We start from the raw sequence: 20,743 nt of genomic DNA on the forward strand, positions 1-20,743 counted from the left end.
GGCGATCAGTTCGAGCTCACGCGGTGGCCGATTCCGGCCGTCAATCGGATCGCCACCCGCTCGTCGCCGAGGCGGACGCTCCGGTCCTGATCCCGGTCAGCGGTCAGGACCGCCTCGACACCCTGCGGCGTCCAGGTGAGATCGACCGTGACGCCGCCGCGCGCCCTGAGCCCCGTCACTCGCCCGCTGGTCCAGGTGGCGGGCAGCGCAGGAAGCAGTTCGATGTCGTCGGTGTGGCTCTGCAGCAGCATCTCCGCGATACCTGCCGTCGCGCCGAAGTTGCCGTCGATCTGGAACGGCGGGTGGGCGCAGAACAGGTTCGGGTAGACGCCGGCGCCACTGCCGATGTGCCCGGTGGCGTCGTCGTCGGCCGGCCGCAGGAAGGCCCGGACCAGGCGGTGCGTCGCCGCCGAGTCGCGCAGGCGGGCCCGCAGGCAGATCTTCCAGGCCAGTGACCAGCCAGTCGCCTCGTCACCGCGCAGATCGAGCGTTCGCGCGGCGGCTGCGGCCAGTTCCGGCGTACCGTCGGGGGTGATCGCGCTGCCCGGATGCAGGCCGACCAGGTGGGACATGTGGCGGTGGTTCGGGTCCTCTTCCGCGAAGTCGGCCGCCCACTCCTGTAGTTGCCCACGGCCACCGATCGGCGGATCGGGCAGTCGCTTCCGCGCCGCTGCAAGGTCGTCGACGATCGGGTCGACCATGTCGAGGAGCTCGGCCGACTGCTCCACCCGGTGGAACAGATCCGAGATCAGGGCCAGGTCCATCGTCGAGGACTCCGTGACCGAGGCGGTCTGCCCGTCACTGGTGAGGTAGAGGTTCTCGGGAGATGTCGACGGCGCAGTACCGAGGCTGCCGTCTGGTAGCTCGACGAGCCAGTCGAGGCAGAACTCCGCGGCCCCACGCAACACCGGCCAGGCTTCCGCGAGGAACTCGAGGTCGCCGGTGAACTCGTAGTGATCCCACAAGTGGCTGGCCAGCCAGGCACCCGCCATCGGCCAGTTCGACCAGCGTGGGTCGCCTTCGACAGGGATCGTCCAGCACCAGGCGTCGGCGTTGTGGTGCGCGGTCCACCCGCCGCAGCCGTAGCGCTCCCGCGCAGTCGTCCGCCCTGCTTGAGCGAGCTGGTCGATGTAGCGCAGCAACGGTTCGTGGCACTCGGAGAGATTGGTCGTCTCGGCCGGCCAGTAGTTCATCTCGGTGTTGATGTTCACCGTGTAGTTGGAGCTCCACGGCGGTCGCAGGATGTCGTTCCAGATGCCTTGCAGCGTGATCGGCAGACCGCCCGGCCGCGAGCTCGCGATCATCAGATAGCGGCCGTAGTTGAACAGCAGTGCCGCAAGCGCAGGATCGTCGACACCTTGGGCGATCCGTACGTCGGTGGGCAGTTCGGACTGCTCTGCGGAACCCGCCAGCTCCAACGCCGAACGACGGAACAAGCGGCGATGATCGTCCTGATGCGCCGACCGCAGTACTTCGAAGTCACGACCGAGAGCGGCTTGCACGACCTGGTCGGCGGCAGCCCAGCATTCCTCACCTGTTCGAGTGGGCGGAACCGAAGGGCCGTCGTACCCCGTGGCGGTCGAGAGCACGAGGGTCAGTTCGGACGCGCCCTCGACGATCAACTCGTTCCCGGCGGTGCGGATTTCACCGTCGCTGCTGGCACGCAACGCGATCGCAGCCTCCATACCGCGATCCGGACCGTCGGAGTACCGGATGGGCTCCGGCACGTCGCGATGGGGCGGCGCGACATCGGCCGGCGCCTGGAGCAGCAGTCCGAGCCCGCCGTCGACCGCGTGCGGGCGCGACTGCAACTGTGAGGTCAGCCGGCAGGTCAGCGCGAGCACCGGCTCGGACGCGGTCAGCCGCTGAACCAGTACGCCGTCCGGCGCGCTGACGAAGACCTCCTGCCGGACCGTCACTCCCTCGAGCTCGAACTGCGCCGTGGCGATCGCCGCGTCGAGATCGAGTTCCCGCCGGTACTGCGTGACGTCGCCAGCTGCAGGCACCGCGCCATCGACGCGTATTTCGAGCAGGAGATCGCCCAACGGCAAGAACGCCTGCGAATAGCCCGAGTGGAAACCGCGAGCCAGTTCGTGCGCCCGCCGGACGTCGCCGTCCCGCAGCGCATCACGCACCGCCTGCACGGCATCGGCGCCGGTCGCGCCGAGCGGAGTCGACAACGCCCGCGCGGTCTGCGGACTGCCCGACCACAAGGTCTCGTCGTTCAGTCCGATCCGATCCGTGCCGACGCCGCCGAAGCACATCGCGCCGATCCGCCCGTTGCCGAGCGGTAACGCCTCCAGCCAGGCGGCCGCAGGCTGGTCGTAGAAAAGCCGCTGGGTGGCGGCGTGGTTCGAGCTCACCAGGTTGCTCATACCAGTGCCCTCCGTCGAGACGACGAGGTATTGATCCTATGAATTTCCGGGATCGTAGCGCCGACTCGCGTCTTGGTCCATACTGAACGGCAGCTAAGCCGAAGAAAGATCCCATCTATTGCTGATCGTGAGGGCCCTCATGCCACGCATCACCTCGGTGGAGGTTGTCGACGTCCGCTTCCCGACCTCGCTGACCAGCGACGGGTCGGACGCGATGAACAAGGACGGCGACCACTCGGCGGCGTACGTCATCCTGCATACCGACGACCCGGGTCTGGCTGGTCACGGCTTCACCTTCACCATCGGGCGCGGGAACGACCTGTGTGCCGCGGCGGCGGCGCAACGTGGCGAGCCGCTGGTCGGCCGCGACGTCGACGCGCTGTGCGCCGATCTCGGCGGGATCTATCGCGAACTCCAGTCGGACAGCCAGCTGCGCTGGCTCGGACCGGACAAGGGCGTCATCCATCTCGCCCTCGCCGCGGTGATGAACGCGGTCTGGGATCTGGCCGCGCGCCGGGCCGGCGTACCGCTGTGGCGACTGCTGGCCGAGATGTCACCCGAACAACTCGTCGACGCGGCCGATCTGCGCTATCTCGCCGACGTCCTGACCCCCGAGCAGGCGGTCGCACTGCTGGCCGGGCAAGAAGGGGGCCGCAAGCAACGAATCGAGCAGCTGGAGGCCTCCGGCTACCCGTGCTACACGACGTCGGCCGGTTGGCTCGGGTACTCCGATGCCAAGCTGCGCAGGCTCTGCGAAGAAGCCGTTGCCTCGGGCTACAAACATGTGAAGCTCAAGGTCGGTGCGAATCTGGCCGACGACATCCGGCGCTGCGGGATCGCCCGTGAGGTGATCGGGGCGGACGGCAACCTGATGATCGACGCGAACCAGGTCTGGGAGGTCCCGCAGGCGATCGAATGGGTGCGGGCGCTGGCCCGCTTCGAACCGCTGTGGATCGAGGAGCCCACGAGCCCCGACGACATTCTCGGCCATGCGGCGATCCGCAAGGCCGTGGCACCCATCGGCGTCGCCACCGGCGAGCACGGGATGAATCGTGTGCTGTTCAAGCAGCTGTTCCAGGCCGGCGCCATCGACTACTGCCAGCTCGACGCCGCCCGCCTGGGCAGTGTCAACGAGGTGCTCGCGGTCTACTTGCTCGCCGCGAAGTTCGGCGTACCGGTCTGTCCGCATGCGGGCGGTGTGGGTCTGTGCGAACTCGTCCAGCATCTCGCGGTCTTCGACTACGTCGCGGTGTCGGGCTCGCTCGACCGCCGCGTCACGGAGTACGTCGACCATTTGCACGAACACTTCGTCGAGCCTTGCGTGGTACGAAACGGCGCCTACGTGCTGCCGACCGCACCCGGTTACAGTGCCGAGATGCACAGAGAGTCACTCGCGACCTACATCTATCCGGACGGCACCTACTGGGCGTCACGAGCGCTCGTGGAGCCCGTCCCGTGAGCAAGGCGAAGACGGCGGCGCCGGCTCGTACGCCGGGTGTCTCCCAGACCGACATCGTCGTCCAGGGCATCCGGCAGATGATCGTCGACGGGCGGTTGCGCCCGGGCGGCCGGCTGCCCGTCGAGAAAGACCTCGCGGCGGCTCTCGGGGTCTCCAGGAATCCACTGCGCGAAGGCGTCCGGGCCCTGTCGATGCTGGGAGTTCTCGACACCCGGCAAGGCGACGGCACTTATGTCACCAACCTGGATCCGGCGATGCTGCTGGCTCCGCTCGGTTTCGTCGTCGATCTGCAGGACGGCAGCGGGACGCATCACCAGCACGCCGTCCGCCGGATCCTGGAGACCGAGGCGGCTGCCGCTGCCTCACTGCGGATCGCCGAGGCGCAACTCGAGGCCGCTGCCGAGCTGTTGCGTCACAACGAGACCGAACTGGCGAAGAAGGAGCCCGATCACGAACTGGTGATCGAGAACGACATCGCCTTCCACCGCATCATCGCCGACGCCGCGGGCAATCCGTTGCTGGCGGCCCTGATCGACGCGCTCGGCGGCCGCACCATGCGTGACCGGTTGCGCCGGTCGATCTCGCAGCCGGGCGCGGACGAGACCGCCCATCGCGAGCATCTGTCCATCCTCGACGCGCTCAGCACCCACGACCCGGATCGAGCCCGCACCCGGATGGCCGCCCACCTGTTCACCGTCGAGGACTACCTGCTCGAACGAAACGGTGCGAACCCGACCCCGGAATGAGTGTTCTGGATGACCTTGCTGCACTGGAGTACCACTGACCTGACGTTGACCTTCGCCCTCGACGACGGCGGCCCGGTGCGACTGACCGCCGTACGCGAGAAGTCGCAGCCGTCTGCTGCCGGCCCGGAGCCGAGCCAGCCGCTGGTCGAGGTCTCGGCCATCGGGTACGGGCGCTCGCCGAGCAGCAACCGGCACGTCGAGACCGCGCTCGGCCAGCAGTTGCGCTATGTCAGCCACGAGGAATCCGAGTCGCTGTTGCGGATCGTCCAGGAAGAACCCCGGTCGGGGCTGCGCGTGGTCAGCGTCTTCGAGGCACGGGCCGGCGTCCGTGCCTGGTCCGAAGCCTCCATCAGCGGCACCGGAACCCTGCAGTTGACGTTCCTCTCGTCGCTCGTCGTCGGCCTGGCGTCGATCGACGCCGACCTGTACTCGGCGGAGAACACGTGGATGGCCGAGAACCGGTGGTCCGCACACCCCTTGCGCTCGGGCGCTCTGGCGCAGATCGTCCGCGATCCCCATCACCACGTGGCCCGGAGCCGGCACGCCGTGACCAACACCGGTTCGTGGTCGACCGGTGAGCGGTCGCCGATCGGCGTGCTGGTCGAGCGAAGTACGCCGTACGCGATCGGTTGGCAGATCGAGCACAACGGGCCCTGGCACTACGAACTCGGTGAGAGTCTGCGCGGCGGCTATCTGCTGCTGAGCGGTCCCACTGACCAGGAACACCAGTGGAGCTTCGAGCTGAGCGCCGGCAAACCGTTCACCACCGTGCCGGTGTCACTCGTCGCGGGGACGGACAGGGACAGCGTGTTCGCCGCGCTCACCCGTCAGCGCCGCGCGATCCGGCAGCGGCGGCCGATCGACGATCGGATGCCGGTCGTCTTCAACGACTACATGAACACCCTCCTGGGTGACCCGACGACCGAGAAGCTGCTGCCCCTGATCGACGCGGCCGCGACCGTCGGAGCCGACTACTTCTGCATCGACGCCGGCTGGTACGCCGAAGGCGACTGGTGGAACACCGTCGGAGCCTGGCAGCCCTCCACCACCCGCTTCCCGAACGGTCTCGCCGAGGTGATCGACCGGATCCACTCGCACGGCATGGTGCCTGGCCTCTGGCTGGAGCCCGAGGTGATCGGCGTTCGCTCCCCGATGGCGGCCGAACTGCCCGACGACGCGTTCCTGACCCGTCGCGGCCTCCGGGTCGAGGAGTCCGGGCGCTACCTGCTCGACCTCCGAAACCAGGCCGCCCGCGCGCACCTCGACGAGACGGTGGACCGGCTGGTCCGCGACTTCGGCGTCGGCTTCTTCAAGTTCGACAACAACACGATGACGGGCCCCGGGACGGACAACGGCGGCACGTCGGTCGGCCACGGTCTGCTCGAACACCAGCGAGCGCTGCTCGACTGGCTCGACGACCTGCAGACGCGCCACCCGGAGTTGTTGATCGAGAACTGCGCCTCGGGGGCGATGCGGATGGACTACGCGATGATGTCCCGCCTGCACCTGCAGTCCACCTCGGACCAGGAGCATCCGTTGCTCTACGCGACCATCGCCGCGGCCGCGCCCGCCGCCGTCCTCCCCGAACAGGCCGGCCACTGGGCCTACCCGATCAGCGGCAGCACGCGCGAGGAGTTCACCTTCGCGCTCGTCAACGGTGTACTCGGCCGGCTCTACCTGTCCGGCCACCTCAATCGGATGACCCCGCCCGAGCTCGACCTCGTCCGGTCCGCCCTGAGCGCGCATCGCGCCGTACTCGACGACCTCGACTCTCTCGTTCCTTCTTGGCCCCTCGGCCTGCCGACCTGGACCGACGAGTGGGTCGCCCTGTGCCTCAACGGTCCAGGCGCCTGCTATCTGACCGTCTGGCACCGCGCGCCGGGGCCGTCCACCATCACCTTTGCCTTCCCCCGGTCGAAGATCGAACCGCACTTCCCCACCGACCTCGATGGCTGGACCTACACCTGGACCGGCGACTCCCTCACCATCTCTGTCGACACCCCGGAGCCCTCCGCCCGCGTACTGCGCCTGACCTGACTCAACGGCGCACTGGCGGCGGGATCTCGCCGCTGCCCCGGATGACCAGTGCAGGCTCGAGTACGACGCGCCGTGGCGGACCGCTGTCGCCGCCGAGCCGGTCGAGCAGGATCTGCCCGACCTCGGTGCCGATCCGCCGGACGTCCTGCCGGATCACGGTGAGGGCCGGCTCGACCAGGTCGGCCAGCGGAAAGTCGTCGTACCCGACCAGGGCGACCTTGCCGATCACCCCGGCGGACCGCAGGGCGCGGACAGCGCCCACGGTGATGATGTTGCGGCCGGTGACGAGCGCGGTCGGTGGATCCGGCCGCTCGAGCAGGCCGGCGACCACCCGGGTCGCCTCCTCCTCGCTGCGCACACTGTGCACGAGCAGGTCCGGATCGAAATCGATCCCGGCCTCGACGAGGGCCGCACGGTAGCCGTCGATCCGGTCCTTGGCCGTCTCGATCTGCTGCAGGTCGCTGAGCATCGCGATCCGGCGATGCCCACCGGCGACCAGATGAGCAGTCGCCAGCTTCGCACCGAGCCGGTTGTCGACGGTGACCGAGTCGCAGTCCAGACCGTGCGGTCTGCGGTCCACGAACACCAGGGGAAGACCGGCGCGGTGCTCGCTCAGCAGGTACTCGTGCCGGTCCGAGGCCGGCATCAGGACCAGCCCGTCGGCGCGGCGGGCCACCAGGTCGGAGACGATGCCTCGCTCACGTTCCGGCTCCTCGTCGAGGCTCGCGGCCAGCACGGACAGGCCGGCTCCACGGAGAACGTCCTCCAGAGCGCGCAACAGGCCGGCGGAGAAGCTGTTGCCGACGTCCTGCAGCAGGGCACCGACGATGCCCGATCTCGCGCCTTTACGCCGCAAGGTGCTGGCACCGAGGTTGTGCCGGTAGTCGAGCCGCTCCGCGGCCTGCAGAATGCGCTCCCGGACCGCCGGCGAGGCCCCCGGCTCCCCGTTGACCACCCGCGACACCGTCTTGACGCTGACACCGGCCAGCGCGGCCACGTCCTTCATGGTCGACCGGGCCGGTCTTTCGGCGCCCCCTCCGGAATGCGTCAACGTTGTCGTCATGTCCGCAGTGTTTCCGATCGAGCCCTTGACCACAAGCCCCTTCTGGGTGTCTCCTCATCTACGTCAACGTTGACGTAAACACAAACTTTGCTGTTCCCGGAAGGATCCAGACATGCACTTCATCACCCGTACGGCGCGCTTGAGCGTCGCCGCGGTCGCCCTGACCGGACTGCTCGCCCTGACGGCCTGCGGCGGATCCGACGGCAACTCGGTCGCCGGTGCGAACGACAAAATCGGCGTCTCGCTGATCACCAAGGACTCCAGCAACCCGTTCTTCGTCGCCATGCAGAAGGGCGCCAAGGAGGAGGCCGCGAAGAACAACGTCGACCTGACCGTGGCCTCCGGGAAGGCCGACGGTGACGAGCAGGGCCAGGTGCAGGCGATCGAGAACGCGATCGCGCAGGGCCAGAAGGGCATCCTGATCACCCCGAACGGCCCCGGTGTGAACAGTGCGATCAAGAAGGCCCGCGACGCCGGGCTGTACGTGATCGCCCTCGACACCCCGCCGGACCCGGCCGACACCGTCGACATCACCTTCGCCACCGACAACTTCGAGGCCGGCAAGCTGATCGGGCAGTGGACCGCCAAGCAACTCGGCGGCAAGCCCGCGACGATCGCGCTGCTCGACCTGTTCAACGACAAGGTCGTCTCCGTCGACTACAACCGCGACCAGGGCTTCCTCACCGGCCTCGGGGTCGACACCAAGGACGCGAAGAAGAACGGCGACGAGGCGAAGTCGGGATCGTACGGCTCCGGCTCGTACACGATCGTCTGCAACGAGCCGACCAAGGGCGCCGAGGACGGCGGCCGGTCCGCGATGGAGAACTGCCTGACCAAGAACTCGAACATCAACGTCGTCTACACGATCAACGAGCCGGCTGCCGTCGGCGCCTACAACGCCCTGAAGGCGGCCGGCAAGACGTCCGGGGTCCTGGTGGTCTCGGTCGACGGGGGCTGCGCCGGGGTGAAGTCGGTGAAGGACGGCGTCATCGGTGCGACGTCCCAGCAGTATCCGCTGAAGATGGCCTCCCTCGGTGTCGAGTCGATCGCCAAGATCGCCCGTGGCGGCGACAAGCCCAAGAACAGCGACGGGCTCGACTTCTTCAACACCGGGGTGGCACTGGTCACCGACAAGGCCGCCCCGGGCGTGACCAGCATCGACACCGCCAAGGCCGGCACGCTGTGCTGGGGATGACCGGTCGGCCGACACATCCGGAGGTATGCAGATGACCGTCCAGAGCGCCGCCCCCGGGGCGGCCGAGAAAGAGCTGGCGCGGCGCGAACACACGCCGGGCCAGCGGATCCAGCACCTGCTCCACCAGCACCCCGCGCTCAGCCCGGCGATCATCCTGCTGCTCACGGTGGTCTGCTTCACCGCCGTGAACAGCCGGTTCTCCAACCCCGCGGCGCTTTCCCTGCTGGTTCAGCAGACCGCGGTGATCGCGGCGCTGGCGGTGGGCCAGACGTTGATCATCCTGACCGCGGGCATCGATCTGTCGGTCGGCGCGATCACGATCTTGTCCACCATGGTGATGGCGACCCTGGCGGCCGAGAACGGCTGGCCGGCCGGCCTCGCGCTGGCCGCCGGGGTCGTCCTGGGGCTCCTGGCCGGTGCGCTGAACGGGATCCTGGTGACCCGGATCGGCCTGCCGCCGTTCATCGTCACCCTGGGCACGCTGAGCATCTTCACCGCGATCGCCCTGCTCTACTCGGGCGGTCAGAGCATCCAGAACAACCGTCTCCCGGCCCTGCTCAACTGGACCGGTGACGGCTTCGCCATCGGCCGGTTCACGATCACCACCGGCGTACTGATCGTCATCGGTCTCTACCTCGTCCTCGGGTTCGCGCTCAGCCAGACCGCCTGGGGCCGGCACGTGTACGCGGTCGGCGACGACCCCGAGGCTGCGCGGCTCAGCGGTGTCCGCTCACGCCGGGTGCTGTTCAGCGTGTACGCCGTCGCGGGTCTGATCTACGGGATCGCGGGCTGGGCGCTGATCGGCCGCGCCGGCGCCGCCAGCCCGAACGCGATCGTCGACGCGAACCTGGACAGCATCACTGCGGTCGTCATCGGCGGAACGAGCCTGTTCGGTGGCCGCGGAGGTCTGCTGGGCACGCTGCTCGGTGCCCTGATCGTGCAGGCGTTCACCATCGGCTTGTCGCTGGCCGGAGTCGACGCGCAGTACAGGTTGTTCGCGGTCGGCGTCCTGGTCATCGTCGCTGTCTCCGTGGACCAGTGGATCAGGAAGGTGCGCTCGTGACCGCAACAGTGAACAGTTCCGAGGCGACGCGCGTACGGGTCCCGATCCTGTCGGCCAGAGGGCTGGTCAAGACCTTCGGACGCGTGATCGGCCTCGACGGTGTCGATCTCGACCTGTACGCCGGCGAGGTGCTGGCCGTGATCGGCGACAACGGCGCGGGCAAGTCGACCCTGATCAAGTGCCTGACCGGAGCCCTGATCCCCGATGCCGGCCAGCTGAGGCTGGAAGACGCGCCGGTGGCGTTCCGCGGCCCGCAGGACGCCCGGGCAGCCGGCATCGAGACGGTCTACCAGACGCTGGCGGTGGCCCCGGCACTCGACATCGCCAGCAATCTCTATCTGGGCCGGGAGGAACGCCGGCCCGGAATTCTCGGCAGCGTCTTCCGCATGCTCGACCATCGGGGCATGCGCGACCGGGCGACGACGGCGGTCCGTGAGCTGGGAATCCAGACGATCCAGAACATCCAGCAGACCGTCGAAACCCTGTCCGGTGGCCAACGTCAAGCCGTCGCCGTGGCCCGCGCGGCGGCCTTCGGCAGCAAGGTCGTCGTCCTCGACGAACCGACCGCGGCGCTCGGCGTGAAGGAGTCCCAGCAAGTACTCGAGATGATCAAGGGCCTCCGCGAGCGCGGCCTGCCGGTCATCCTGATCAGCCACAACATGCCCCATGTCTGGGACGTGGCCGACCGGATCCACATCCAGCGCCTCGGCCGCTGCGCCGGCGTCATCACCCCGCAGTCCCACACCATGACCGAAGGCGTCGCCATCATGACCGGCGCCACCAACCTCCAGGACAGCTGACTCCGAGCGGGGCAAGGGACGAGCACCTCGTCCGTTGCCCCGCTCGAACTCCGTTCGTCAGACCTTCCCGAGTTCCGGGATGAACGCGGCGAGCGCGCCGGTGAGCAAGGGCGACAGGATCGTCAAGGCGGTCAGCGGATTACGCAGCAGCGATACGTCAAGATGCAACAGCGCCTCGAGCCGGGACCGGCTCGACACCCACTCCTCGGTCGGCTGACCGTCCGCCGGAAGCGGATAGGCCTGTTCTACGACGCCGCGGGCACACGATCGCCAACTGGCGGCCAGCGGCACCGCGAGTACTGACAGCAGCACGGCGAAGAGCGCGCCGTAGTACAAGACATTGACCGCTGGGAACTCGTCGGCTCGCTCGGGATGGGCCGCGAGGAACGCCGCGCGCAATGCACCCGAGGTCACGATGGCGGCGATGACCCCCAGCGCGAACCCGCCGACACACAGCAGGAGCAGCTTCCACAGGTTCAGTAGTTGGGCGATCAGGTCGCGGTACTTCGCCGACTCGATGCCGGAGGCAACCACTTCTCCGGGCGCTTTTCTGATCGGCGCCAACTCCGCGATCCGGTCCTGAAGGGCATGGCACGTCTCGTGCGCGAGCCAGACCAGAGCGAGCCAGGGAACCGCTGCGATCATCCCGGCCAGCAGCACCGCGCGGAGGCGGACCACCAGATCTTTCACCGGCACGTCAGGGAAGCGACCGCCGGCCAGGCTGAGGAGGGCGAAGAAGACAGCGATCGCCGTTGCCGCGACGGCGACGTACGTCCAGCGGCGACGCGGGGTCGCCACGAGTCCCCAGTCGCTGCCATCGCCGAGGACGCGGGCCGCCGTCATCAGCATCCCGAGGAACAACAGGATTGCCGCGGCAGCCACCATCCGCCAGACCACCCAGGGCACACTGCTCACGAAGGCGTTGCTGTCCTTGGTCCCGGTCGAGTCGTCCATCCCGAGCGCCGCCGCCACAGCGAACAGCAAGGCCACCGTGCCGATCGTCAGCACCGGCGCCCCCAGCCGTCTACGCCGCACTCGTTCGCTCATCGCGCCCCCTCGGTCGACTCATCACACTCTGAAGACGATACGAGTCCGGTGCGTAACTGAGCAGGTGGTCGCGATCGGCGCGTGCTGGGCACCCCTCAGTCGACCGGAGCTGGTTGGGGCATGGTCGCCCACTGGTGGGTTGTGGTCAGGGCTTCGATGTGGCCGAAGACCGAGTTGGCGAAGTGGCCGCCGGCGATGAGGTCGGGGCTGCCGGCGAAGCGGGTGAGGAACTCCTGGCGGGTCCGCAGTGAGCGGTCCGGGTCGACATCGAAGCGGAAGTTCCACGTCGGCTCGCTCACCTGCGCCTGGGTGTGCATGACGTCGCCGAGGATCACCAGCCGCTGCTCGCTGTCCGGGTCGGCCACGACGATCGACACGTGGCCGGGAGTGTGGCCGGCGGTCGGCAGGATCTCCAAGCCGGGCAGGTCGAAACCGGGATCGCTGAAGAACTGGGCGACTTCGGCCAGCGGTCGCTGAACTGCCTCCGGATGCGGCCCGACGAGCTCGTCCACGCCGGCCCAGTGCTCCCACTCCCGGCGGTCGACGAAATGCCTCGCCTTGGCGAAGGTCAGCCCCTCGACCCGGTGGCCGGCCATGCTCGGCGCCGGCGCCAGGTTCGACGTCCAGCCGACGTGATCGTGGTGGAGATGCGTGAAGAGTACGGCGTCGATGTCGTCGGGACTCAGCCCTTCATCGGCCAAGCTCGTCAGCAGGCGGCCGCCGCGGAAGCTCGCGACACCAGGGAGCTCGAAGTCGACCTCGCCGAGCCCGAGGTCGACCAGTACGGCGGACGACGGCGTACGGACCAGGAACGAACCGACGCTGACCGGCAGCCGGCCGTCGGCGTCCAGGTAGGTCCCGTACCGCGTCCAGCCGGCGGGCGCGCTCGCGGGAAAGAGCTCGGACGGACTGAGCCGTACTTCCCCGTCGGGCAAGTACGTCACGGTCGTCCGACCGATCCTGAGCTGCTCGCGCGGCGCTACATCGACCATGGCCGTTTCCTCTCGGGTAGAAGCTGATGTACTAACTGTTCGTTAGTGCTGCAACCCTCGACAAGTACGCACTTGCAAGTGCGCATCAATCAATTCGCTTGTTGTCATACTCACCGTTCGTTAGTGTCGGGGCATGCCTCAAGAGCCGGCGCGACGACGCCCGCGGCCAGGCAGCCGGCATCCCACCCGGGTCAGGCTGAGCGACGGACATCTGGCCAACGTGTACAGCGCGGCCTGTCCGTCCCGTCAGGCGTTGGACCGGCTCGCCGACAAGTGGACCGTTCTGATCGTCGGGACGCTCGAGCGCGGGCCGCTGCGGTTCGGGCAGCTTCGCGATGCCATCGACGGCATCAGCGAGAAGATGCTGACCCAGACTCTGCGTAGCCTGGAACGCGATGGCCTGGTGGCTCGCCGGGACCACGGCACGATGCCGCCGCAGGTCGACTACCGGCTGACCGAAATCGGTACGACGCTGGCCGCCCCGGTCGCCGCGATCCGCGCCTGGGCGGAGCACTACATCGTCGACATCGAGGCCGCCCGATCCGCACACGACCAGAACCAGCCCTGAAGCCGCTGACCGACAGCAACGCCGTACGGGCTGGAACCCAACGACGCCAGGAGCATTCTTGAAGACCTATGGGCCGGACCTGCTGTCCATCGCCGACGAGCTGACCGACGCGTACGTCGAGATCTTCACCGCACCGCCCTGGGACGCCCGGGATCCGGAGGAGACGCGCACGGCGTTTCGACACCGGCTGGCCGAGGATGTGCGACGGGACGGCTTCGTAGCGTTGGTGGACCACGCCGACGACGGCTCGATCAACGGGTTCGTGACCGGCTGGATCACGCCCGCCCCGTTCCGGACCGACCGGGCGTACGGCAGGGTGGCCGACCGGCTCGGCGCCGAGCGGGTCGGGGAACTGCTGGTCGGGGCGTTCGAGATCGACGAACTCGGTGTCCGCGAGCGCGCCCGGGGTACCGGCCTGGGCCGGCGCCTGCTCGAGGGTCTGGTCGCAGCGCACCCCCGCGCCTGGCTGCTGACCTGGGACCAGGCGCACGACACGGTCGCGTTCTACCGTCGTGTCGGCTGGATCGAGCCCGAAACCCTGCCTGGCCAGGAGAACGACATCGTGGTCTTCCTGGCACCGACACACCACGCCTGAATCCGGTTGAGCGAGCGCCGCGCTCGGTTCACTGCCGCGTTCTCGGGTCGTGCGTCGGATCGGCGTACATGGGCGGGCACCCGTGCTCGATCGCCTTCGGTCGTAGCTCGTAGTGCCAGGGCTCGTTGCGATAGATCGGGCAGAGGCCGTACTTCGCCCCGTGTTCGGACAGCCAGCTCTTCGCCTCCGAGCGCCCGATGTCCACCGCGTGCCCGGAGACGTGCGGCGACCTGTCCGGGGTGGCGACCCAGCGAGCGGCCTTCTCCTTCGATCCGTACTTCGAGATCGCCTCGCGCAGGAGTTGGTTCTGGTACTCCGGTGAGCGCCAACCGCTGTTGACGTAGAACGTGACGCCGTCGTCGGCGGCATCCTTCGCCGCGTCGCGCAGGGCTTGCAGCAGCTTCGCGTCGAGGTTGGCCACGCCGGGGTACTTGTCGTCGAACACCGTCGCATCGTCGGGCAGCGACCCGTCGGCCTCGGTCGCCGGACCGCCGTGATCGCCGCGCAGGACCTCGGTGAACGGGTCCGCAGAGGACCGGTGGACAAGGATCCCGATGACGGCGGCGGCCACCACGACCAGGCCCACGGCGTACGGTCGGAGGCTCCTGCGGGGCGTTGTGCGAGTTGCTGTGGTTCGACTCATGCGAGCCAGTCAAGGCAGTGCGGTGTTGTCAGCTCGTATCCGCTTTTCGATACACGGACGATAAGTGCCGTCTCGTAGCATGGCGATCATGCGTGTGCTGGTCGTCGAGGACGAACCCCTGATGGCGGCCGCCATTCGCGACGGCCTGCGGCTGGAGGCGATCGCGGCCGATCTCGCCGGTGACGGCGACACCGCGCTGGAGTTGCTGAGCATCAACTCCTACGACATCGCCGTCCTGGACCGCGACGTTCCCGGACCGTCCGGCGACGAGATCGCCAAGAGCATCGTTGCCTCCGGCACCGGAACGCCGATCCTGATGCTGACGGCGGCCGACCGGCTCGACGACAAGGCTTCCGGGTTCGAGCTCGGCGCCGACGACTACCTCACCAAGCCGTTCGAATTGCGCGAACTCGTGCTCAGGCTCAGGGCACTCGACCGCCGGCGCAGCCTCAACCGGCCGCCGGTGCGGGAGCTCGCCGGTCTGCGGCTGGATCCCTTCCGCCGGGAGGTCTACCGGGACGGCCGGTACGTCGCGTTGACCCGCAAGCAGTTCGCCGTACTGGAGGTTCTTGTCGCGGCCGAGGGCGGAGTGGTCAGCGCGGAAGAGTTGCTCGAGCGGGCCTGGGACGAGAACGCGGACCCCTTCACCAACGCCGTACGCATCACCGTGTCGGCTCTGCGCAAGCGGCTAGGAGAACCCTGGATCATCTCCACCGTGCTCGGCGTCGGCTACCGCATCGACACGACCTCGGACAGCGAAGGCGGGAGCGGGGACCGTGGATAGACAGCCCGGCTGGAGCGTCCGGCTCAAACTGACGCTCAGCTACGCGGCGGTCATCATGCTTTCCGGCGGCATGCTGCTCGCCGTTGTCTGGGTGTTCCTGTTGCGCTACGTCCCCGCGGTGATGCGCACGCCCACCCCCGGCAGCGGCCCGCACTGGCCGGCCGGACCGGACCGCGCCGCCCTGGTGAGCGCGTTCGCCCCGAAGGCGGCGGCGATGCTCGTCTTCCTGCTGTTCTTCGGGCTGGTCGGCGGCTGGATCCTTGCCGGCAGCATGCTTTCGCCGCTGACTCGCATCACCAACGCCACCCGGCTGGCCGCGAACGGATCGCTGTCGCACCGGGTCCACCTGGAAGGCCGGCAGGACGAGTTCCGCGAACTCGCCGATGCCTTCGACACCATGCTGGAGCGGCTGGAAGCCCACGACGCCGAGCAGCAGAGGTTCGCGGCCAACGCTTCGCACGAACTGCGTACCCCGTTGGCGATCACGCAGACGCTGCTCGACGTGGCCCGCAATGACAAGGACGGCGACACAGGAGAACTCATCGACCGTCTCCGCTACGTCAACACCCGAGCGATCGACCTGACCGAAGCCCTGCTCCTGCTCAGCCGCGCGAACCAGCGTGCCTTCACTCGCGGCCACGTCGACCTGTCACTGGCCGCGGAGGAGGCAACCGAAACGCTGCTCGCCCTCGCGGAGAAGCATGGTGTCGCCCTGGAGACATCCGGCGACCAGGCGCCCACCATCGGTTCGCACGCGCTGCTGTTGCAGATGGCAACGAATCTCGTGCACAACGCGATCGTCCACAACCTGCCGGAGCAGGGCACCGTGTGGGTCCGGACCAGCGTCGAGCCCGGGAACGTCGTACTCACGGTGGAGAACACCGGCGAGAAGGTCACGCCGCAGGCGCTCTCCACCCTCACCGAGCCGTTCCAGCGGGGCAGCCAGCGCATCCGCACCGATCATGCGGGTGTCGGCCTCGGCCTGGCGATCGTCAAGAGCATCGCCCAGGCGCACGACGGAAGCCTCACCCTCACTCCCCGCGCAGCCGGCGGTCTCATCGTCACGGTGAAACTACCCGTCGCGCCGCTCGACCAGTGACAGGTCGCGCAGGAAGCGGGACGACTTACCCGTTTGGTCGTCATATCCGTACCGGCGGTAGAACTCGTGCGCGTCCGACCGCTCCTGCCGACTGGTGACCTCCATCCGGACGCACCCACGTTCCCGCGCGAACGACTCCCCCGCTGCCATCAGCTGGGACGCGACACCACGCCGGCGAGCTCGTTCGGAGACGACCAGCGCCGTGATCCGGCCCCAGGAACCCTCCCGCTCGAAGAACGGGCAGAGCTGTACCGCGATCACGCCGGCCACCACCCCGGCTTCCTCGGCGACGTAGACGACGCCCGACGGGTCGTCACTCCATGCGTTGATCCTGCGCGCCGTGTCCTGAGGCTCACCTTGCGGGTAGCCGAGCACGGCGAGCAATTCGTTGACCGCGCCCGCATCTGCGAGCTGGACCGGTCGTATCTCCATGGTCACTCCGGTTCAGACGATCGGGAAATCGAAGTAGGTGGTCGGGTAGGGCTCGTCCGTCAACGTGTAGTGCCACCATTCGCAGGCGTACGAGCGGAAACCACAGTCCTCCATGATCGACCGAAGATACTGCCGGTACGCCGCTTCGACCTCGGTGACTCCGGCTGCGCCATGGTGCGAGACCGGATCCATCAGATCGTGGTCGCCGCCCATCGGAGCGAGCTCGCCGGTGGTCAGGTCGTAGAGCGTCAGGTCGACCGTGCTGCCCCGGCTGTGGCCCGACTTGGCGGATACATACCCCTGGTCGAACATCTCGGACCGGTCGATCCTCGGATAGTGCCGAAGCTTCGTCCGGCCGTCCTCCGGTTGCTGGGACCAGCGCAGGAAGCAGTCCACCGCTCGTTGCGGGCGATAGCCGTCCCACAACAGCAGGCCCAGGCCGAGGGATTCAGCCTTCTCCTGGGCGCTTTGCAACGCCGTACACAAGGCTCTGGTGCCGACGATCCGGTTGGCCAGATAGCCGTCGACGGGCTTGCCGATGAAGTTGTCCCAGGTGGCGTACTTGGCGTCCCAGCGGACCCCCGGCACGAAGTCGTCCACGAACACGAAGTCGGAGTTCATCGCAGCTTCCCCGTCAGCGCCAACGACACCGCCCGGTCGATCACCTCGCCGAGCGACAACCCCGCGGCCGCCATCATCCGCGGATAGCGGCTGTACGACGTGAGGCCGGGCAACGTGTTGACCTCGTTGAGGACGACCGCTCCGTCCTCGGTGAGGAACATGTCGACCCGCGCCAGCCCGCGGCAGCCGAAGGCGCGATAGATCGCCTTGGCCGTCTCCCGCACGAGCGAGCGCGCCGCCGCGGAGATGTCCGCGGGGACGATCGGGGTCGAGTTGTCGGACCCGCTTTCCGGATCGCTCTCCTGGTGGATCCTGAAGAAGCCGTGGGACAGGGAGATTCGATCGACCTCGCCGACGACCAGGTCCGGATCGATGCCCAGCACGGCGCAACCGACCTCGCTGCCGACGACGGCCGCTTCGATCAGCACCTTCGAGTCGTACTTTCGTGCCGCCTCCACCGCGGCCGGCAGGTCCTCTGGCCGAGCGACCTTGTTGACGCCGAAGGACGATCCCGAGCGGGCCGGCTTGACGAACACGGGACAGCTGACCTGCTCGGGGTCGACTTGCTCGTCGGCCGTGAGGATCCAGAACTCCGGCGTGGCGATCCCGGCGCTCCTGGCGACCAGATAGGCCAGAGACTTGTCGATGCACAGGGCAGAACTCGGGATGTCGCAGCCCACATAGGGGATGCCGGAAAGCTCCAGCAAGCCCTGGATCGCGCCGTCCTCGCCGAGCTTGCCGTGCAGCACGGGCAACACGACGTCGAGTTCGATCGTTTCGTACTTGCCGTCCTCCAGGACGAGCAGGCCGCGGGTGTCCCGATCCGGTGACAGTACGGCGGGCCGGCACCTGCCGTTCTCCCAGTCCGGGCCCGGGCGGTCACAAAGCATCCAGGCGCCGCTGTTGGTGATCCCGAGGTAGAACGGTTCGTACTTGTCCGGGTCGAGGTTCTTCGCAACCTCCTGCACGGACTTGAGCGAGATGGGGTGCTCCTCGGAACATCCCCCGAACAGAATTCCGATCCTCATATCCAGCGCTGCTTTCTGTTCTCGAATTTCCGGCAATTGGCGACCGAGTTCTCCAGCGCGTCGCGCAGGGCGTGGTCGGTGTAATAGGCGGTGTGCGGGCTGACGATCACGTTCGGCAGTTTCTGCAGCCGCACGAGGTTCTCGTTCGGCAGTGGCTTGTTCCGGCAGTCGGCGTAGAAGATGCCTTCCTCGCCTTCGAGCACGTCCAAGGCCGCACCGCCCAGCCGGCCGCTCTCCAGAGCCGCCACCAGAGCTTCGGTGTCGATCAGCGAACCGCGACCGGTGTTGATGACGAATGCGCCCCGCTTCAACTGCTGGATCCGTCGACCGTTCAGCAGGTGATGGGTGTCGGCGGTGAGTGGCGTGTGAAGTGTCAGAACGTCGCTCAGCCGGAGTACTTCATCCAGCGGAAGATAGTCGGCGGAGGTCTGCGGGCGATTGTCGAAGGCAACCATCCGGCAGCCGAAGCCGTGCAGCCTGTCCATGACAGCCGAGCCGATGCGCCCGGTGCCGATGACCCCGACCGTCAGGTCGCCGAGTTCTTTCCCGCGTACGTCGTTCAGCCGGTAGTCGTGAACTGCTGCCCGGCGAATGACGGACCCGGCGTTCCGCAGCGCCATCAGCATCAACATCACCGTGTAGTCGGCGACGCTGTCCGGTGAATAGGCGACCGTCTCGACGCAGATGCCGAGACTCCGCGCGTAGTCCACATCGATGTGATTGCAGCCGATGCTTCTCGTGGAGATGTACTCCACCCCCGCATGATTGAGCGCGAGCAGCGTGGAGTTCGTGATCCGGGCCTTGTGGCCGACGCTGATGCAGCGGTTTCCGGCCGTCAGCCCGATATTCGCCTCGGAAACCGCCGCCTGGGTGATCGTCGGCACCACCCCGAGGCCGGCCGCCAGCTCTCGCAGCACAAGGGCCTCGTCCTGCTCACATCCGTAAAACGTGATTCCCACGGCGGTGGCGGCAGTTGGAGCCCAGGACGCCAGGACTCCGGTGCGTGGTGCTGATTCCCTGGAAGTCATGCCGAGAAGTCAAGACAACACGGTGTTGCCAGCACGTATCGGCGTTTCGATATGCCGACGATAGACAGCCGACCCGGCTGAAGATGCTGGATCAGGTACGGCTCGGGCCCGCGTGGGTCACCCCACCTGCGGACCGCGACCTGATGCGGTAGCGGCCTGGCGGCTGGTCGCGGGCTCGCGAGAACGCACGCGAGAAGGCGTACTCCGACGTGTAGCCGACCGACCTGGCAACGAGTTCGATCGGGTCGTCGGTGTCGCGAAGCCTGCGGGCAGCGAGATCCATCCGCCAGCGGGTGAGGTACGCCGACGGCGTTGCGCCGACGAGCGCCGGGAAGCGCCTGGCAAGCGTCGCGCGGGACACCGCGACCTCGTCAGCCAGCGAGTCGATGGTCCACGGACGCGCGGGATCGCTGTGCAGCGCTACCAACGCGGCGGCGACCACTGGGTCACCGAGGGCGCGCAGCCAGGAAACCGATGGACCGACCGGTTCGTTCTTGATCCAGGACCGCAAGAGGTGGATCAACACCACGTCGACGAGCCGATCAAGCACCGTGGCCGCCGCAAGCTCTTGGTGGGTGAGTTCGCTGCCGAGCAGCCGCAGAGTGTCGTCGAGTGCGTTGCCGCCGGTCCCTGCGGCGATGTGCATCACTTCCGGCAACAGGGTGAGCAGCGGCGTGGCGACAGCGGGATCGTGCCGGTAGGACGCGCACAGGATCCTGGTCCGGCTCGGCTGTGCTCCGACGTGCAGTACTCCGTCGGCAGCCAGCGCCCGCTCGGCAGCCGCATGGTCGAACGGCTCCAGAGCACCATCCCGTTCGCTGGACAGCGCGTGCTCTACGCCGGTCGGCAGCAACACGACATCCCCCGGCATCAACCGCACCTCGCGCCGACCGGGGAGCCGAAGCCACGCCGTACCAGCCGTGATCGCGTGGAATGCCGCGCCGGGCACGCGATCGAGCTCGAGGCCCCACGGTTCGCCGGCGTGGACGGACGCAGCCACAGTGCCCCGTACGCCGGCGACAGCGAGCACTTCAGCCAGCAGATCCACCACCCGATCGTATCCGTAGTACTCATACAGAACTGACGATGAGACGAACGGACAAGAAATTGCGAGTACGAGGCATCGATCCGCAGGTGACGTGCGGAATACGGTCACCCCATCAGCTAT

20 protein-coding genes are annotated in these 20,743 nt (G+C 67.8%); 10 read left to right on the forward strand and 10 right to left on the reverse strand.

What is annotated here, in order from left to right; translation table 11 throughout:
- Positions 1 to 5: 5 nt before the first annotated feature.
- Positions 6 to 2,375 carry a glycoside hydrolase family 95 protein gene (locus EV138_RS07635; RefSeq protein WP_133977698.1) on the reverse strand — a complete coding sequence of 790 codons (2,370 nt, stop codon included), beginning with the start codon at positions 2,373 to 2,375 and terminating at the stop codon, positions 6 to 8.
- A 127-nt stretch (positions 2,376 to 2,502) separates the two neighbouring features.
- Here EV138_RS07635 and EV138_RS07640 point away from each other — a divergent pair, with 127 nt between their 5' ends.
- Genes EV138_RS07640 through EV138_RS07650 form a run of 3 tightly spaced genes read left to right on the forward strand, consistent with a single transcriptional unit; the run spans position 2,503 to position 6,617 of the window.
- Positions 2,503 to 3,834 carry an L-fuconate dehydratase gene (locus EV138_RS07640; RefSeq protein ID WP_238157998.1) on the forward strand — a complete coding sequence of 444 codons (1,332 nt, stop codon included), beginning with the start codon at positions 2,503 to 2,505 and terminating at the stop codon, positions 3,832 to 3,834.
- Entirely contained in the window at positions 3,831 to 4,580 is a 750-nt protein-coding gene (locus EV138_RS07645; protein ID WP_202866663.1) for a FadR/GntR family transcriptional regulator, read from the forward strand. Before EV138_RS07640 ends, EV138_RS07645 begins: the two co-directional genes overlap by 4 nt.
- Before the next feature lie 9 nt (positions 4,581 to 4,589).
- Positions 4,590 to 6,617, forward strand: a complete 2,028-nt coding sequence (locus EV138_RS07650) for a glycoside hydrolase family 36 protein (protein ID WP_133977699.1) — start codon at positions 4,590 to 4,592, stop codon at positions 6,615 to 6,617.
- Position 6,618: 1 nt separating this feature from the next.
- Here the strand turns inward: EV138_RS07650 and EV138_RS07655 are convergent, their stop codons facing one another.
- Complete coding sequence (locus EV138_RS07655) at positions 6,619 to 7,680, reverse strand: LacI family DNA-binding transcriptional regulator (protein WP_202866664.1); 1,062 nt, start codon at positions 7,678 to 7,680, stop codon at positions 6,619 to 6,621.
- A 112-nt stretch (positions 7,681 to 7,792) separates the two neighbouring features.
- On the opposite strand from EV138_RS07655, the gene EV138_RS07660 reads away from it, so the two are divergent.
- Genes EV138_RS07660 through EV138_RS07670 form a run of 3 tightly spaced genes read left to right on the forward strand, consistent with a single transcriptional unit; the run spans position 7,793 to position 10,738 of the window.
- Complete coding sequence (locus EV138_RS07660) at positions 7,793 to 8,875, forward strand: substrate-binding domain-containing protein (protein WP_133977700.1); 1,083 nt, start codon at positions 7,793 to 7,795, stop codon at positions 8,873 to 8,875.
- Between the two features lie 31 nt (positions 8,876 to 8,906).
- Positions 8,907 to 9,938: an ABC transporter permease gene (locus EV138_RS07665; RefSeq protein WP_202866665.1), complete on the forward strand. Its 1,032-nt coding sequence runs from the start codon at positions 8,907 to 8,909 to the stop codon at positions 9,936 to 9,938.
- Positions 9,935 to 10,738 carry an ATP-binding cassette domain-containing protein gene (locus tag EV138_RS07670; RefSeq protein ID WP_133977702.1) on the forward strand — a complete coding sequence of 268 codons (804 nt, stop codon included), beginning with the start codon at positions 9,935 to 9,937 and terminating at the stop codon, positions 10,736 to 10,738. The genes EV138_RS07665 and EV138_RS07670 overlap by 4 nt, the downstream gene beginning before the upstream one ends.
- A gap of 57 nt (positions 10,739 to 10,795) precedes the next feature.
- Here the strand turns inward: EV138_RS07670 and EV138_RS07675 are convergent, their stop codons facing one another.
- Both EV138_RS07675 and EV138_RS07680 read right to left on the reverse strand, forming a co-directional pair.
- Positions 10,796 to 11,785, reverse strand: coding sequence for a hypothetical protein (locus tag EV138_RS07675; RefSeq protein WP_133977703.1), 990 nt, complete (start codon positions 11,783 to 11,785; stop codon positions 10,796 to 10,798).
- 95 nt (positions 11,786 to 11,880) lie between these two features.
- The gene (locus EV138_RS07680; RefSeq protein WP_133977704.1) at positions 11,881 to 12,777 is read right to left on the reverse strand and encodes an MBL fold metallo-hydrolase; all 897 of its coding nucleotides are present in this window, start codon (positions 12,775 to 12,777) and stop codon (positions 11,881 to 11,883) included.
- Positions 12,778 to 12,910: 133 nt separating this feature from the next.
- Here EV138_RS07680 and EV138_RS07685 point away from each other — a divergent pair, with 133 nt between their 5' ends.
- Positions 12,911 to 13,345, forward strand: coding sequence for a winged helix-turn-helix transcriptional regulator (locus tag EV138_RS07685; RefSeq protein ID WP_133977705.1), 435 nt, complete (start codon positions 12,911 to 12,913; stop codon positions 13,343 to 13,345).
- Between the two features lie 58 nt (positions 13,346 to 13,403).
- The gene (locus EV138_RS07690) at positions 13,404 to 13,940 is read left to right on the forward strand and encodes a GNAT family N-acetyltransferase (RefSeq protein ID WP_133977706.1); all 537 of its coding nucleotides are present in this window, start codon (positions 13,404 to 13,406) and stop codon (positions 13,938 to 13,940) included.
- Between the two features lie 28 nt (positions 13,941 to 13,968).
- Here EV138_RS07690 and EV138_RS07695 read toward each other — a convergent pair whose 3' ends face one another.
- Complete coding sequence (locus EV138_RS07695; protein WP_238157999.1) at positions 13,969 to 14,526, reverse strand: M15 family metallopeptidase; 558 nt, start codon at positions 14,524 to 14,526, stop codon at positions 13,969 to 13,971.
- Positions 14,527 to 14,671: 145 nt separating this feature from the next.
- Here EV138_RS07695 and EV138_RS07700 point away from each other — a divergent pair, with 145 nt between their 5' ends.
- Positions 14,672 to 15,367: a response regulator transcription factor gene (locus tag EV138_RS07700; protein WP_133977708.1), complete on the forward strand. Its 696-nt coding sequence runs from the start codon at positions 14,672 to 14,674 to the stop codon at positions 15,365 to 15,367.
- On the forward strand, positions 15,360 to 16,466 hold the full coding sequence (locus tag EV138_RS07705; protein WP_133977709.1) for a sensor histidine kinase: 1,107 nt from the start codon (positions 15,360 to 15,362) through the stop codon (positions 16,464 to 16,466). The genes EV138_RS07700 and EV138_RS07705 overlap by 8 nt, the downstream gene beginning before the upstream one ends.
- Here the strand turns inward: EV138_RS07705 and EV138_RS07710 are convergent.
- From EV138_RS07710 to EV138_RS07730, 5 genes are all read right to left on the reverse strand, one after another.
- Positions 16,440 to 16,898: a GNAT family N-acetyltransferase gene (locus EV138_RS07710; RefSeq protein ID WP_133977710.1), complete on the reverse strand. Its 459-nt coding sequence runs from the start codon at positions 16,896 to 16,898 to the stop codon at positions 16,440 to 16,442. The genes EV138_RS07705 and EV138_RS07710 overlap by 27 nt on opposite strands.
- Positions 16,899 to 16,910: 12 nt before the next feature.
- The gene (gene vanX / locus EV138_RS07715) at positions 16,911 to 17,519 is read right to left on the reverse strand and encodes a D-Ala-D-Ala dipeptidase VanX (RefSeq protein ID WP_133977711.1); all 609 of its coding nucleotides are present in this window, start codon (positions 17,517 to 17,519) and stop codon (positions 16,911 to 16,913) included.
- Positions 17,516 to 18,547, reverse strand: coding sequence for a D-alanine--(R)-lactate ligase (gene vanA, locus EV138_RS07720; protein WP_133977712.1), 1,032 nt, complete (start codon positions 18,545 to 18,547; stop codon positions 17,516 to 17,518). Before vanA ends, vanX begins: the two co-directional genes overlap by 4 nt.
- The gene (locus tag EV138_RS07725) at positions 18,544 to 19,464 is read right to left on the reverse strand and encodes an NAD(P)-dependent oxidoreductase (protein WP_439648963.1); all 921 of its coding nucleotides are present in this window, start codon (positions 19,462 to 19,464) and stop codon (positions 18,544 to 18,546) included. Before EV138_RS07725 ends, vanA begins: the two co-directional genes overlap by 4 nt.
- Before the next feature lie 202 nt (positions 19,465 to 19,666).
- Positions 19,667 to 20,623, reverse strand: a complete 957-nt coding sequence (locus EV138_RS07730) for an AraC family transcriptional regulator (RefSeq protein WP_133977714.1) — start codon at positions 20,621 to 20,623, stop codon at positions 19,667 to 19,669.
- Positions 20,624 to 20,743: the final 120 nt, after the last annotated feature.

The organism is Kribbella voronezhensis (genome assembly GCF_004365175.1).
In the GTDB taxonomy this organism is placed as follows: Bacteria; Actinomycetota; Actinomycetes; order Propionibacteriales; family Kribbellaceae; genus Kribbella; species Kribbella voronezhensis.